Raw genomic sequence first — 15,036 nt, forward strand, 5'->3', positions numbered from 1 at the left:
ACGGCCTGTTTACACTACTATTTGAAAAACTGTCCGCAACACGCCTTAAACTTTTTGCCCGAACCGCACAAACAAGGCTGTTTCATAGTCGGCAACGCAACGGTCGGATCAATAAAGTACCAACGCCCGTCTATTTTCACGAACGCCGACAATTCATGATGGCACTCGGTTTGCCCATTCTCTTCAAAATACGCCTCAAACTCGACCAAAGCATGCAGCTTGCCAAACGGCACATGACGGATAACCTTCAACCCCGACCACTGCGTCTGCCTACTCCATGACGCCAAATCCTGTTTATCCAACAAATTCTGCTGCGCAGGAACAGTCGTGTCCACGATATAGTCGATTTCCTGCAAAACATACGCACTGTAACGCGAACGCATCAACTCTTCCGCCGTCAAGGCCGCCGCCTCACACGCATGAAACGGTGCGCAACATTCCGTATAAACACGCCCCGACTGGCAAGGGCAAAGTGTAGCCGTCATTTCTAATTACCCGAATAAATCCATTTCAAAATTATAACGCAAACCCGACTCAGGCCGTCTGAAAACGAGTGTAGCGGGTTTCGCTAAAACGGGCGTAGAGAGTTTCGCTAAAATAAGCAAAGCGGGTTTCGCCAAAATAAACGCAACAATCTGATATAATGCGCCTTTTCGATTTTGACTATCCATGATGACCATTCCCATCCAAAGCATCAGCCGCCTGTTGCCGCAAACCCAATGCCGTGAGTGCGGCTATGAAGGCTGCTTACCCTATGCGCGCGCCCTGTCGGCAGGGGAAGCGCCGGTAAACCTGTGCGCGCCGGGTGGGGAAATCGTCATGAAAGACCTAGCCGACCTGTTGGGCAAGCCCTACCTCGCGCCGGCAAAAACACAAATCAAAGCCGTGGCCCTGATTGACGAATCCGCCTGCATCGGCTGTACCGCCTGCATCCGCGCCTGCCCTGTCGATGCCATTATGGGCGCGTCCAAACTGATGCACACCGTCATCAGTGACGAATGCACCGGCTGCGGCTTGTGCGTTACCCCCTGCCCCGTCGACTGCATCGACATGGTTCCCGTATCGCAGCCCTTCCTGCCGTCCGCACGCCGTTTCAGCACCTCTGCCGAACCGCGCTTTGCCGCCGCCGAACACGCACAAAGCCGTTTTGAACGCCATACCGCGCGAAAACAGCGCGACGATGCCAAACGCAAAGCCCTGCTGGCGCAACGCGAAGCCGCCGTCAAAGCCAAACAGGCCGCACAGGCACAAACCCAAACAGCCGCACCAAGCGCCGCATTCAACCCCATGGATTTGATTGCCAAAGCCATGGCAAAAGCGCAATCGCAACAGGACAAACTCGTCTCCTCCGACAACCGCGAAGACTTCAAAGCGCGCCAAATCGAAGAAGCCAAAGAACGCGCCGAACTGCGCCGCGCCCAACGTGATGCCAAATACGGCAACGAAGCTGAAAAAGCCGCCGCCATCGAATTTCTGCGCCGCCACAAAGCCGAGCAGGAAGCCGCCAAAGAAGCCCGCTGATTTCCAAAACAACAAACCCATTCCGACCGCATCAGGCCGTCTGAAAACATTGCACGAAAACCAATAGCTTTATGACCACACAAGAATTTCCACACCAGCATACCGCCCATTGCGAAAGCGGTGTGATGTCCACCCTGCTCAAATACCATGGCCACAATTTAGACGAAGCCATGATTTTCGGCATTGCCCACGCGCTGACGTTTGTCTGGATGCCGCTGATCAAATTAAACGGCATGCCGCTGGTTTCTTACCGTACCGCGCCGCGCAGCATCATCAAAAACACCTGCAAAGCATTGGGGCTGAAATTATCCGTCCGCAAATTTTCCGACGCACAAAGCGGACAAGCCGCATTGGATGCCGCACTATCCTCAGGCAAACTGGCCGGTTTGCAAACCTCCGTCTTTTGGCTGCCCTACTTCCCGCCACAAATGCGTTTCCATTTCAACGCACACAATCTCTTGGTGTACGGCAAAGACGGCAACGACTACCTGATCAGCGACCCCGTATTTGAAACCGTACAACGCTGCGCCGCCGAAGATTTGCAACGGGCGCGCTTTGCCAAAGGCGTATTGGCGGCAAAAGGCATGATGTACACCTTGGAAGACAACAGGCCGTCTGAGAAAATCATGGCAGACTTACCCGCCATTATCCGCAAGGCCATACGCAAAAACGCCAAACATATGCTCGCGCCAGTCTTTTTCATCGGCGTCAAAGGCATCCGCACGCTGGCCAAAAAAATCGAATCCCTGCCTACCAAACAAAACGACAAATACCAAAAACTGTTTCTCGGCCATTTGGTGCGGATGCAGGAAGAAATCGGTACCGGCGGCGCAGGTTTCCGCTACATCTACGCCTACTTCCTCGAACAGGCCGCCCATATCTGCAACGAATCTGCGTTTCAGACGGCCTCAGAACAAATGACTGCCATCGGCGACCAATGGCGGCAGTTTGCAGCGATGTGCGTGAAGCAGTGCAAAAAGCCGTCCGAAAACGGCTGCCGAGAAATCGCCGCATTTTTGCGCAAGATTGCGGACGATGAGGAAGCCTTGTGGCGGGGATTGTTGAAATAATGGGGTTATGCGGTAGCGAGAAATTTTCTGTGCCCGTTTGTACACAGATGACCTAATGCCGCCTTTGTCAATGATTTCACTATGCTCCATCCATACTAAGGCCGTCTGAAACCATGATTCACATCCAATCCCTCTCCCACCGTTATCCCAAAGCCGAAACTGCCGCGCTGGACAATGTGTCGTTCGACATTGCCGACGGCGAATGTTTGGGGCTGCTCGGCCACAACGGTGCGGGAAAAACGACGCTGATGTCGCTTTTGGCAGGCTTGCAGGACGTACGGCAGGGCGAAATTTTGTTTGACGGCAAGCCGTTGCGCCTGTTGGGCCGCAGCGAACGTCAGAAAATCGGTTTGGTGCCGCAGGATTTTGCGTTTTATCCGCAGCTTTCGGTGTGGGACAACCTGCTGTTTTTTGCCTCGCTTTATAAAGTGCATGACAAGGGTCGTCTGAACGCGCTGTTGGAACAGACCGACCTGACCGCCCACAAAAACAAGGCGGCGAAGCATCTTTCGGGCGGGCTTAAACGTCGTCTGAATTTTGCTATCGGCCTGATTAACACGCCGCAACTAGTGTTCCTCGACGAAATCACGGTCGGCATCGACCCTCAGTCGCGCCGCTTTATCCTCGACAGCGTGGCGGATTTGACACGGCAGGGAGTAACCGTGGTTTATACCTCACACTATCTGTCGGAAATTGAGCAGCTTTGCGACAAAATCGCACTGCTGCAGCACGGCAAGCTGGTGTACCACGGCGGTTTGGACGAGCTTTTAAGTACGCAAACAGGTGTCGTGCGCTTTACCGTCGAACCGCCGCTGCCGCCTCAAACGATGGCCGCCTTGGGTGCAAAGCAAGTGGACAGCCGCGGCATGATGGAAACGGCGCACGATGCCGCCGCCGTTTACGCCGCCCTGCAACAAAGCGGCGCGCAAATCCGCTACTTCCAGCAGGGACACGGTTCGCTGGAAACGTTTTACCTTGATTTCCTGCGCAAAGACGAACCGGCAACAGATAAGCAAAATCCACAATGACGATTTCTTCCCTCCTCAAAGAACTCAAACTGCTCTGCCGCGACCTGCACGGTTTGGCCGTGTTGTTTGTGATGCCCATCGCCTTCATGCTGATTATGTCGTTGGCGCTGAGCCGCGACCAAGATCCGCACACCGACAGCCGTATCGCGCTGGTTGGCATAGCAAACGATAGTATCAATACCGCGCTGGCCGCTGCGCTGGAAAAAGAACAAATCCATGTCACACTGATGCCGTCTGAAAAACTGACCGACGCGCAAAACGGCCTGCACGACAAACGTTTCCAACTGGTGCTGTACAACCCGAATGCCGCTTCCGGCAAAATCGCCGACGACAAAGCCCTGCAAATCTATGTACCGCCCGATACCGAGCCTTCATGGCTGGCGGCTGTCAAAGGCGTTTTGCAGCAGCACTACACTGAAACGCGGCTGGACGCTTATTTCGACAACAACGACGGCATCAAAATCGACAATAAAAAACTGCCCCGCGCCATCCGCAAAGACATCCAGAAAAAAGTGGATGAAAAAAACGACGAACAATTTGCCGCCGTGCGCAGCTTTTTAGATAAGAAAATGCTGGAAGAACATTACCTGAGCGCAGGCAGCGGCACAGTGGAAAAACCCAACGCCGTACAGCACAGCGTCCCCGCATGGCTGATTTTCGGTATGTTTTTCATTATGATACCGCTATCGAACGTCATGGCTCTGGAACGCCAGAACAACACCATTACCCGCTTACGTCTCGCCCGCGCCTCCGCATCCGGCCTGATTGCTGCGAAACTTATCCCCTATTTCCTGATTAACCAGCTTCAGTTTGTCGGAATGCTGTTGCTCGGCCGCTACCTGCTGCCCGAAATCGGCGTGCCCGCCCTCATACTCAACGGCAGCCTTGTTCCCTACGCGCTACTGTCCGCCGCCGTCAGCGCCGCCGCACTTGGCTACGCACTGTTAATCAGCGTCTGCGCCAAATCCACCGAACAGGCCGTCGTCCTCGGTGGCGGTGGCATTATCCTGATGGCGGCAATCGGCGGCATTATGGTACCCGCCCACGTCATGCCCGAAACCATGCAGCAATTCACTTGGATTTCCCCAATGGCTTGGGGCTTGAAGGCTTTTCAGGAATTGCTGCTCAACCGCAGCGGCTTGGATGGAATCGGCCGTTATCTGCTTTTATTGTCTGCATTCTCTTTTGCCACGCTGACTGCTGCCGTATTGGTTTATCGTAGGCAGTTGCAGACGCAGGTAAGGTTTTAAACCTATTAATATCCTTTTACCCAATAAAAAAGCAGTATGCATAGCATACTGCTTTTTCTTCTAGCGTTCTCGCAATGCCTGCTTCATTCTAGTAATCGGTTTGATCAAGTATTGGAATACAGTTTTCTCACCAGTTTTCACGTCAACTGTTGCCACCATACCTGGAATAATTGGCATTTCTTTTCCATCCTTATCCAATAGTTTGCTGCCAGAAGTTTGAACCAAAATGCGGTAATATACATTATTCATATTCAATTTCAAATCACCGGTATTGCGTTTCTCATCACTCAATGTATCCGGACTAATCAAAATAACTTTGCCCTCCAGACCGCCATAAATAGCATAATCATAAGCCGTTAATTTCACTACAGCAGGTAACCCTGGTCGAATGAAGGCCACGTCATTCGGGCGGATATAGGCTTCAACCAAAAGGTTATCCTCAATTGGTACAATTTCTAAAATATCCTGTCCAGCATTAACCACACCACCAATAGTATTGATACGGATATTTTTCACAATACCTTTCATCGGTGCACGAATTTGTGAACGATCAACCGGGTCAGCACGCATGGCCATGTTTTCCTTAGCTTGTGCAAGCTCAGCTTCGGTTTTAACCAATTCGTTACTTGCATCTGTCGTATAACGGTTTTGGCGCTCAGTGATTTGTACAGCCAAATCCTGTGAATCACGTTGCATACGCAATAGCTCAACCTGAGACATAACACCTCTTTGAACCATAGGACTGACAATTGAAATCTGTTTGTCCAAAGCCGCCTTACTTTGCCGCAAACCGGAAACTTGCTCTTCCATTGCCTTACGTCGAGAAATATAGGCAGCTTCTTCACGTTTTTTCAACTCAGAAGAAATGCCTTCAGGAAAAGTCAATTTACTATTGTAGGCTTCAGCTTTCAGACGGGCAGCCATTGCTTCCAAATTTTCTACTTTTGCCTGACTTTCGCGCAAAATGGCCGAACTTCTAGTATCGTCCAGCTTCAAGAGGACTTGCCCTTTTTCAACAGTATCACCTTCTTTAACCAACATTTCTTGAACAGTTCCTGGGTCTAAGCTCTGCACAATCTGTTCACGACTACTCGGAATAATCCTTCCCTGTCCTTGTGCCACTTCTTCAAGCGGACTGAAATAAGCCCATACAATAAAAACAATGACAAAAGACAGAAACAAACTGATAACTGCAAAATAACCTGTATGTTTTTCAGACTGTAAAGCTGCACTCAAATCGTTAATCAACTTTAAATCTTCTTGATCGATATGTTCCGGTTGCTGATTTGACATATTATTTCCCTTTTCCTTCTTTTTTTTCAGCTGCAACCTGTGCCGCTTTTTGAGCTTGTGCCTGTACTGCTTGGGCTTGATGTTCTTCGTTCTCACGCAATTTTGCAATCACTGCATCGCGAGGCCCGTCGATAATGACGCGGCCGTTATCAACCACCACAACGCGATTAACCATAGGTAGAACTTGTAAACGGTGTGTAACAACAACAACGGTTTTATCATGCGCCCATTGAGCCAAGACACCCAAGGCCTGACGCTCTGTCTGTTCATCCAAACCAGTTGTTGGTTCATCCAACAATACTACGCGAGGGTGAGAAAGCGTCAAACGTGCCAACGATACAATTTGTTTTTGTCCACCCGAAAGTCCTAAACCATCTTCACCCAAAGGCATATCCAAACCTTTAGGATGATTACGAACAAGCTGATCCAAATGGAAATTGTGCAATGCCCCCAGCAATTCCTGATCAGTTGAATACCCATTCATACGGCCCAAGTCCAAGTTCTCTCGCAATGTACCGAGGAATAATCTTGGAGATTGATTCAGCAAAGCAACTTTATCACGCAGAAAATTCGGATCAATTTGGCGGATGTCCACGTTATCCAGCAAAATATTGCCGCCTGTCGGATCATACAGGCCACTGGCCAATTTTAATAAAGTACTTTTACCGCTACCAATCCGTCCTAAAATGGCAACTTTCTCACCAGGGCGGATGATCAGATTAAGATTGGAGATAGCAGGTTGTGTATCTTCATTGTATTTGAATACAACATTGTCAAAAGTAAGCTGTCCCTGAACTTGATCAAGTGTTACATAGGCACGCTCAGGGTCACGCTCAATCGGTCTTTCAACAATCGCATTAATACCATGAAGCGCATTTTTCGCTTGCTGGAAGCGTATAGCCAATCCGGCAATTTTGCCTAATGAAGAGAGTGCACGACCCGAAAGGATGACTGATGCAATCACCGCACCCATAGTAATACGCGCCTCAACTACGCTGTCATGAATCAAATAAGTACCTAAAACAACCAAACCTACGGTATTAAGCTGCTGTAGGCCTACGGTAAAGTTGGACACAAACTCATTAATTTCTTTAACTTTCATTGAGCTGGCTGCCGTCACAGCATTCAACTTATCCCAACGCTGCTGTGCCCAGTTAGTCGCATTGTTGACTTTAAGTGTTTCGATACCTTCTACGGCCTCAACAGCCAAACCTTGACGTTGTGAGCTTTCTTTCATACTTTCATTAATACGTTTAGCCAACATAGGCTGAACCGCAAAAGAAGCTACAATTACCAAAATACAAGTAATGATTGGTACGATTACAAGTTTTCCACCAATAATGAATATTACAAACAAGAAAAGTAACAAAAACGGCGCATCAACCAAAACCAACAAACTAGCACTGGTCATAAATTCACGTACAGCTTCAAAATCCCGCAAATTGTTGGCATATGAACCGGATGAAATCGGGCGCTCAATCAGACGTAACGCCATCACACGTCTGAACAACGCAGAACTAATAATTAAATCTGCCTTTTTACCCGCAATATCTGTCAGACGCGAACGTATCATTTTACCGATAAACTCAAAGACAATCGCCAAAAATACACCAATACTCAGTACCCACAAAGTAGAGTAAGCCTGATTTGGAATTACACGGTCATATACATTCATGACATACAGCGAACTGACCAATGCCAAAATATTGATAAGGAACGATGCTAAGATTACTTGGTAATAATACTTTTTAAACCGTCCAATCACTTTCCAAAACCATGCTTTGGGTAAATGGTACTCTGGCAATTCAGAGCGGTGGTCTGCAGTCAACTTGGGTTTAATAAACCAACAAAACCCCAAATATTGAGTTTCAAGCTCTTTATGGCTGACTTCATGCGCTGGCGCATCCCCAGAACGGATGACATAAACACGCTCTTCTCCTCGCCCTTTTACCTCACTGACAACTGCAGCTTCATCATTATGGAGAATAATGACTACAGGCATCGCAAGTGAAGGGATCTCAATCAGTTTGCGACGGGAAATATGGTTTTCAAACCCATAACTGCGTAAAACTTCACTCAGCGATTGGATATTGGCATTTAAATTTCGTTCTCTGGCAATGTTTGCTGCAAGAGCCTCTTCTGCAACAGGTTGATTAAGCAATTTTGTTGCAATGGCTAAATGTTTAATAATTGAATTCATAAAATCTATCTACAAAATAACGACAAATCAAAAATGGCCGTTTGCATTAAAATCTGGCACTTTAGCCCACTTGGTCAAACTAGCTTTGGCAAGCAGATACGCAACTGCTGCATCACGGTAGTCGTTTTGCGCTTCAACATAGTTGGTTTCAGTTGCCGCCAGTTCAGCATACGAACCCAAGACATCCAACAATGTTCGATTTGCAATATAAAACTGTTGCTCATAGTCTTTGGCTACTTTGGATTGAGTTGCAATCAATAGTTTCGCAATTTTGGCACGATGTTCATTCTGCTTCATATCCACTTTTGCCGTTTCTGCACGCTCTTGAATATCTCGTAACAATTCATCTGAACGCGATTTTGCCGACAGTGCCACCGCATGGCTTTTTTTGACAGCATAATCAGAAGATTTGTTATAAAAATCCCAACTCATTGTTACAGCAATACTTCTATCGCGATGCGTCGCACTGCCTTCCAAATTAATAGAGGGATATCTTGAGGCCTTGTTTACCTTAATATCAGATAATGCGCTGTTATATTCTGACTCCTGCGCTTTCACGCTTGGATGTTCTTTTGCCTGCGCCTTATCAAAAGAAGCAATCAACTGATCCGCATTCTGTTTACCAAATGGATCGACAATATCTTTCTCTGTCAAAATCTTAGCACTGTATTTATTCAGCTTACTTAATGCTACCGATAAAGTTTTTTGTAAATTAGCTTCATTAGACAAAGCCTGCAAATAGCGCGATTCTGCTTGCGTCTTTTCCGAACGGCGACCTGGATCATATTTACTAATAATACGTAAGTCAGCCAAAAATTTTTCATGGCGTTTGATGTTTCTCTTAGCAATCGCTATTGACTCTTTCGCACGTAATGCAGTCAGATAAAGCGTACTGATTGTATTGGCTAACTCCTCTCGGGTCTCATAATATTTATATTGGTAATACGCCATTTTATGCTTGTCGCGTTCGACAGCAGCCTGAATACCGCCCCAAGCATACAAATTCAAGCGCGATTTAATCCCTAAATCATCGCGCATTTTGGAATTGTCTGAAGTATGCCGCTGAGCCAAAACATTTTGCCCTGTTAAAGAAAAAGTCGGGTAATGCCCGGCCTTTGAGGCTTTCATGTCATTATAGGCACCCTCTGTATTGGCATTAGCTTCCTGTAATGTCGGGTCGTTTTGCAGCGAATAACGAAGTATATCGACCAACTCTACTGCGAAGGCTGAAGGTGATTGCAAAATGCCATACAGTAGCAATGCAATAAACTTCTGATGGGGATTTTTCATAAACAAATTTCTCTTTTTTAGTGCAGAAAATAAGACTTTTTCACTCTAGAAATTATAAATCAAATTAGTTAAATAAAGTACAAAATACAAGGTTTTCAGACGGCCTCAATGTGTAAAGCAGATAAAAAAACGCACCCGAAGGTGCGTTTTTCTAATAGATGTTACAAATTAAGCAATGGTGATATCTGAATCAACCCAAAGTTCATTAGAACCAGTGTTGTAAACATTATAAGTATTGCCTTCATGAGTAACTTGTGAGCTTGCAGCTTTGCTAATACCACTTAAGGTCACTTTATCGCCCGCATCACCATCAACAATTAACACGTTGTTATGAGATTTACCACTTGCATCAACAGTTGCTTTAGCACTGTGGTTTCTATCAACATCGCTTGCGCTGATAGTAACTGAGTTGTTTGACGTGCCGGTAATATCAATTTTCTCAAAATTAGAGATCATTGAAATAGTGGTTGTAATCGCTTTGCCATCTCGGTTCACAAATTGAAGTGTATCGAAATCACTGCCTCCATCAATAGATGCTCTGGTATTAATCGTACTAGATGTTCTCACGATGTCATCACCAGCCCCCATATTGATTGTTGGATTACCACCAGCTAAATAGAAGAAGCCATTGCCTGTCTCACGCGCTTCAAGGATATCATTACCAGCTCCCATGTTTATAGTACCAGCAATGTTTTTGAAACTCGCGAAGTCATTACCGTTACCCATATCAAGTGTATTACTACGATATTGAACACCGGTTGCATAGACAGAATCATCACCGCTACCAGTAGTTAGGCTAGATCTAATCAACGCACCCAAGTCACCAGTACCACCTTTAGTACCAATTAAGATAACATCATTTTCGTTACCGTAAGTTTCATTGGTATTACCAGCAAAACGACGGTAGTAAGTGTAAGCAACATCCTTAGACACAGAGTTACCCGCTAAGTCTGTTTCAACTACAGAGTAATGTACTTTCTTCGCTGTTGCACCTGAAGCAATACCCGTAGCAAACTCAAACTCACCATTGGCATTTGCTTTACCACTTCTATTATTGATAGAAATTGTTGAATTTTTCTCAGCTGTTCCGATTAAATTCATACTACCATCAATAATCGCATGGAATTCACCTGCTTTTTGGTCAAGCGTCATATTTAAGGTGTCGCTGGCTGATGCCGCATTACCTTTCACACGAGCTTGTAAGCTGTATGCAATACCACCCACTTTGGTGTTGTTTGGTAAGGTAAACGAGTTACCAGAACCAGAATTCCAAGTTTGACCACCGTCTGTACTGTATTCCCATTCAGAACCTGATGGAATACCAGACACGTTAACTTGACCATTTCTAGTATAGTTATCGTTATTAGACGCACCAGTATCTTGAGCTAATGATAGTTCAAGTTTAACAACCTTATTATTACCTGCCGGTTGACTCACAACCGCACTTTCGTTGCCTGCAGGGTCTTTCGCCTGAGCCGTCACTGGAGAGCCATCTTTCACTTTGTCTTGTGGAATGGTTGTGCTGCTCTGACCTGCTTCAACATTTGGTAACGTTGTAGGGTTGCTTGAAGTCCAGCTGCCGTCTGTCTGTTTGGTTAAAGTCACTTTTTCAGGCGTATCAGAACCTTCAGGAGTTACCGTTACTTCTACAGTATCACCTGCTTCTGCATCGCTTGGTACTTTCACAGTGACTGAACCATCTTCTGTAGATGGGGTTACCTCTGGTGCACTTGGTGCAGTCGTGTCAGGATTATTACCCGCATTCGCTGTACCTTCATTACTAATGTTACCTGCATTATCAGTTGCTTTCGCTTTTACTGGCGAACCATCTTGCACTTTATCTGCTGGAATCGTCGCTTTACCAGTTGCTGGCTCTACCGCAACATCTGGGTTATTCGAAGTCCAAGTGCCGTCTGTACCTTTAGTAATGGTTACAGTTTTCGGTGTACCCGCTTCATCAGTGTAGCTCACCTCTACAGACTTGGTATCCTCATCTGCAGGAGGAGTCACTTCTACTGAACCGTTGTCTTTTGCTTCAACAGTCGGTTTATCCGGTGCAGTCGTATCAGGGTTGTTACCTGCATTAGCTTTGCTTTCTCTACTGCCTACACCCCGACCATTAGCTGCATTAGCTCCCACCTCAGAGCCATCTTGTACTTTATCCGCTGGGATAGTTGCTTTACCAGTTGCTGACTCTACCACAACATCTGGGTTGTCCGAAGTCCAAGTACCATCTTCACCTTTCGTTAAGGTTGCAGTTTTTGGTTTACCTGCTTCATCGATATAACGTACTTTCATAGACTTAACGTATGGAGCTGCAGGAGGAGTAATTTCTACAGAACCATCTGTTTTTGCGGTTACTTCTGGCATTTCTGGAGAAAGATAAACTAACGGTACTGCGCTTTCATTACCTGCAGGATCTTTCGCCTGAACATGTACATCAGCAAATCCTTTAAGCTTATTAGCTGGAATAATAGTAGTATTATTACCTACATCAACACTCGGCACATTCTCTGGTTTATCTGAAATCCAGCTACCGTCCTGTTGTTTAGTCAAAGTAGCTAAAGTCTCAGCAGAAGCCTCAGTATCTGGTTCAAAACCATCACCTTTATAAATTCTTCGTTCAATTACAACAAAATCTCCAACTTCAGCGTCATTTGGCATTGTTACTCTTACAGAACGATCTTCTAATGCCTCCGCTTCCGGCATGCCTGGCGGAAGATCCGGATTACTAACCGCATGTTCAGTAGCTTCTTCGCCTTTGTTTCCTGCATTATCAGTTGCTGAGGCTTTCACTAGAGAGCCATCTTTCACTTTATCTGCTGGAAGTGTTATTTTGCCGGTCTCTGAATCTGGCAAGATAACATCTGGATTGGTCAAGAGATCAAATGGTTCAGATGGTATCCAACCCTCATTAGCATCTTTAATAATAGTTACTGTTTGTGGATTACCCTCTTCATCGATGTAGTTCACCTCAACAGATTTAGTATCTTCATCTGCTGGAGGGGTAATTTCAACAGTACCATTAATTTTCGCTTCAATAGTTGGTTTACCAGGTGCAGTTTTATCTGCATTTTCACCCGCTTGAGCTGTTATCGGTGCACTGTCGTTACCAGACGGATCTTTCGCCTGTGCAGTCACTTCAGAACCATCTTTCACTTTATCTTGTGGAATAGTGGTGCTGTCTTTGCCTGCTTCAACGTTTGGCACTGTTTCAGGTTTGTCTGATGTCCAGCTGCCGTCTGCCTGTTTGGTCAAGGTCACTTTTTCTGGGGTGTCAGAACCTTCAGGGGTAACTGTCACTTCTACAGTATCACCTACTTGGGCATCGCCAGGCACTTTTACAGCCACTGAGCCATCGGTAGTAGATGGGGTCACTTCCGGTGCGCTTGGTGCAGTCGTGTCAGGATTATTACCTGCATTCGCTGTACCTTCTTCACCTGTATTACCTGCGGTGTCCGTTGCTTTCGCAGTCACTGGAGAGCCATCTTTCACTTTATCTGCCGGGATGGTTGCTTTGCCAGTCGCTGGGTCTACCGCAACATCTGGGTTGTTTGAAGTCCAGTTGCCGTCTTCACCTTTAGTCAAGGTTGCTGTTTTCGGTGTGCCCGCTTCATCGGTGTAGCTCACTTCTACAGACTTGGTATCCGCGTCTGCCGGAGGAGTCACTTCCACTGAACCGTTGTCTTTCGCTTCAACAGTCGGTTTAGCCGGTGCAGTCGTGTCAGGATTATTACCTGCATTCGCTGTACCTTCTTCACCTGCATTACCCGCAGTGTCAGTTGCTTTCGCAGTCACTGGAGAGCCATCTTTCACTTTATCTGCCGGGATGGTTGCTTTGCCAGTCGCTGGGTCTACCGCAACATCTGGGTTGTTTGAAGTCCAGTTGCCGTCTTCACCTTTAGTCAAGGTTGCTGTTTTCGGTGTGCCCGCTTCATCGGTGTAGCTCACTTCTACAGACTTGGTATCCGCATCTGCAGGAGGAGTCACTTCCACTGAGCCGTTGTCTTTCGCTTCAACAGTCGGTTTAGCCGGTGCAGTCGTGTCAGGAGCCGCAGCGTTATTGCCTGCGTTGGCTTTAACCGGAGTGCTTTCGTTACCAGACGGATCTTTCGCCTGTGCAGTTACTTCAGAACCATCTTTCACTTTGTCTTGTGGAATAGTGGTGCTGTCTTTACCTGCTTCAACGCTTGGTACTGTTTCAGGTTTATCTGAAGTCCAGCTGCCGTCTGCCTGTTTGGTCAAGGTCACTTTTTCTGGGGTGTCAGAACCTTCAGGGGTGACTGTCACTTCTACAGTATCACCTACTTCTGCATCGCTAGGCACTTTCACAGCCACTGAGCCATCGGTAGTAGATGGGGTCACTTCCGGTGCGCTTGGTGCAGTCGTGTCAGGAGCCGCAGCGTTATTGCCTGCGTTGGCTTTAACTGGGGTGCTTTCGTTACCAGACGGATCTTTCGCCTGTGCAGTTACTTCAGAACCATCTTTCACTTTGTCTTGTGGAATAGTGGTGCTGTCTTTACCTGCTTCAACGTTTGGCACTGTTTCAGGTTTGTCTGAAGTCCAGCTGCCGTCTGCCTGTTTGGTCAAGGTCACTTTTTCTGGGGTGTCAGAACCTTCAGGAGTTACCGTTACTTCTACAGTATCACCTGCTTGGGCATCGCCAGGTACTTTTACAGCCACTGAGCCATCAGTGGTAGATGGAGTCACTTCTGGTGCGCTTGGTGCAGTCGTGTCAGGATTATTACCCGCATTCGCTGTACCTTCTTCACCTGCGTTACCTGCGTTGTCAGTCGCTTTCGCAGTCACTGGAGAGCCATCTTTCACTTTATCTGCCGGGATGGTTGCTTTGCCGGTCGCTGGGTCTACCGCAACATCTGGGTTGCTTGAAGTCCAGTTGCCATCTTCACCTTTGGTTAAGGTTGCTGTTTTCGGTGTGCCTGCTTCATCGGTGTAGCCCACTTCTACAGACTTGGTATCCGCATCTGCAGGAGGAGTCACTTCCACTGAGCCGTTGTCTTTCGCTTCAACAGTCGGTTTAGCCGGTGCAGTCGTGTCAGGAGTCGCAGCGTTATTGCCTGCGTTGGCTTTAACTGGGGTACTTTCGTTACCAGACGGATCTTTCGCCTGTGCAGTTACTTCAGAACCATCTTTCACTTTGTCTTGTGGAATAGTGGTGCTGTCTTTACCTGCTTCAACGTTTGGCACTGTTTCAGGTTTGTCTGAAGTCCAGCTGCCGTCTGCCTGTTTGGTCAAGGTCACTTTTTCTGGGGTGTCAGAACCTTCAGGGGTAACTGTCACTTCTACAGTATCACCTACTTGGGCATCGCCAGGCACTTTTACAGCCACTGAGCCATCGGTAGTAGATGGGGTCACTTCCGGTG

The 15,036-nt window shown here is 47.1% G+C and carries 9 protein-coding genes; 4 read left to right on the forward strand and 5 right to left on the reverse strand.

What is annotated here, in order from left to right:
- Positions 1–17: 17 nt before the first annotated feature.
- Positions 18–485 carry a YchJ family protein gene (locus ACTHTU_RS10795; RefSeq protein WP_107867993.1) on the reverse strand — a complete coding sequence of 156 codons (468 nt, stop codon included), beginning with the start codon at positions 483–485 and terminating at the stop codon, positions 18–20.
- Positions 486–672: 187 nt separating this feature from the next.
- Here ACTHTU_RS10795 and ACTHTU_RS10800 point away from each other — a divergent pair, with 187 nt between their 5' ends.
- The 4 genes from ACTHTU_RS10800 to ACTHTU_RS10815 all read left to right on the forward strand — a co-directional run bounded on the left by ACTHTU_RS10800 (position 673) and on the right by ACTHTU_RS10815 (position 4,869).
- Entirely contained in the window at positions 673–1,521 is an 849-nt protein-coding gene (locus ACTHTU_RS10800; protein ID WP_440362551.1) for an RnfABCDGE type electron transport complex subunit B, read from the forward strand.
- A gap of 71 nt (positions 1,522–1,592) precedes the next feature.
- Positions 1,593–2,591, forward strand: coding sequence for a BtrH N-terminal domain-containing protein (locus tag ACTHTU_RS10805; RefSeq protein ID WP_440362544.1), 999 nt, complete (start codon positions 1,593–1,595; stop codon positions 2,589–2,591).
- A gap of 113 nt (positions 2,592–2,704) precedes the next feature.
- A complete protein-coding gene (locus ACTHTU_RS10810; protein WP_440362545.1) occupies positions 2,705–3,619 on the forward strand; it encodes an ABC transporter ATP-binding protein in 915 nt (304 codons plus the stop codon).
- Positions 3,616–4,869, forward strand: a complete 1,254-nt coding sequence (locus ACTHTU_RS10815) for an ABC transporter permease (RefSeq protein ID WP_440362546.1) — start codon at positions 3,616–3,618, stop codon at positions 4,867–4,869. The genes ACTHTU_RS10810 and ACTHTU_RS10815 overlap by 4 nt, the downstream gene beginning before the upstream one ends.
- Before the next feature lie 60 nt (positions 4,870–4,929).
- On the opposite strand, the gene ACTHTU_RS10820 is transcribed toward ACTHTU_RS10815, so the two are convergent.
- The 4 genes from ACTHTU_RS10820 to ACTHTU_RS10835 all read right to left on the reverse strand — a co-directional run bounded on the left by ACTHTU_RS10820 (position 4,930) and on the right by ACTHTU_RS10835 (position 15,028).
- Positions 4,930–6,162 carry an HlyD family type I secretion periplasmic adaptor subunit gene (locus tag ACTHTU_RS10820; protein ID WP_070645637.1) on the reverse strand — a complete coding sequence of 411 codons (1,233 nt, stop codon included), beginning with the start codon at positions 6,160–6,162 and terminating at the stop codon, positions 4,930–4,932.
- A 1-nt stretch (position 6,163) separates the two neighbouring features.
- Positions 6,164–8,362 carry a type I secretion system permease/ATPase gene (locus ACTHTU_RS10825; RefSeq protein ID WP_440362547.1) on the reverse strand — a complete coding sequence of 733 codons (2,199 nt, stop codon included), beginning with the start codon at positions 8,360–8,362 and terminating at the stop codon, positions 6,164–6,166.
- Positions 8,363–8,389: 27 nt separating this feature from the next.
- Positions 8,390–9,652 carry a TolC family protein gene (locus ACTHTU_RS10830; RefSeq protein ID WP_440362548.1) on the reverse strand — a complete coding sequence of 421 codons (1,263 nt, stop codon included), beginning with the start codon at positions 9,650–9,652 and terminating at the stop codon, positions 8,390–8,392.
- A gap of 168 nt (positions 9,653–9,820) precedes the next feature.
- Positions 9,821–15,028, reverse strand: coding sequence for a hypothetical protein (locus ACTHTU_RS10835; RefSeq protein WP_440362549.1), 5,208 nt, complete (start codon positions 15,026–15,028; stop codon positions 9,821–9,823).
- Between the last annotated feature and the right edge of the window lie 8 nt (positions 15,029–15,036).

The sequence above is a fragment of the Neisseria sp. P0020.S005 genome (assembly GCF_051957055.1).
GTDB lineage: Bacteria > Pseudomonadota > Gammaproteobacteria > Burkholderiales > Neisseriaceae > Neisseria > Neisseria subflava_A.

Excerpts from the sequence above, each read along its gene's own strand:
- ACTHTU_RS10815 (WP_440362546.1), top strand. The coding sequence starts at position 3,616 with ATGACGATTTCTTCCCTCCTCAAAGAACTCAAACTGCTCTGCCGCGAC.
- ACTHTU_RS10810 (WP_440362545.1), top strand. The coding sequence starts at position 2,705 with ATGATTCACATCCAATCCCTCTCCCACCGTTATCCCAAAGCCGAAACT.
- ACTHTU_RS10820 (WP_070645637.1), bottom strand. The coding sequence starts at position 6,162 with ATGTCAAATCAGCAACCGGAACATATCGATCAAGAAGATTTAAAGTTG.
- ACTHTU_RS10805 (WP_440362544.1), top strand. The coding sequence starts at position 1,593 with ATGACCACACAAGAATTTCCACACCAGCATACCGCCCATTGCGAAAGC.
- ACTHTU_RS10830 (WP_440362548.1), bottom strand. The coding sequence starts at position 9,652 with ATGAAAAATCCCCATCAGAAGTTTATTGCATTGCTACTGTATGGCATT.
- ACTHTU_RS10795 (WP_107867993.1), bottom strand. The coding sequence starts at position 485 with ATGACGGCTACACTTTGCCCTTGCCAGTCGGGGCGTGTTTATACGGAA.
- ACTHTU_RS10825 (WP_440362547.1), bottom strand. The coding sequence starts at position 8,362 with ATGAATTCAATTATTAAACATTTAGCCATTGCAACAAAATTGCTTAAT.
- ACTHTU_RS10800 (WP_440362551.1), top strand. The coding sequence starts at position 673 with ATGACCATTCCCATCCAAAGCATCAGCCGCCTGTTGCCGCAAACCCAA.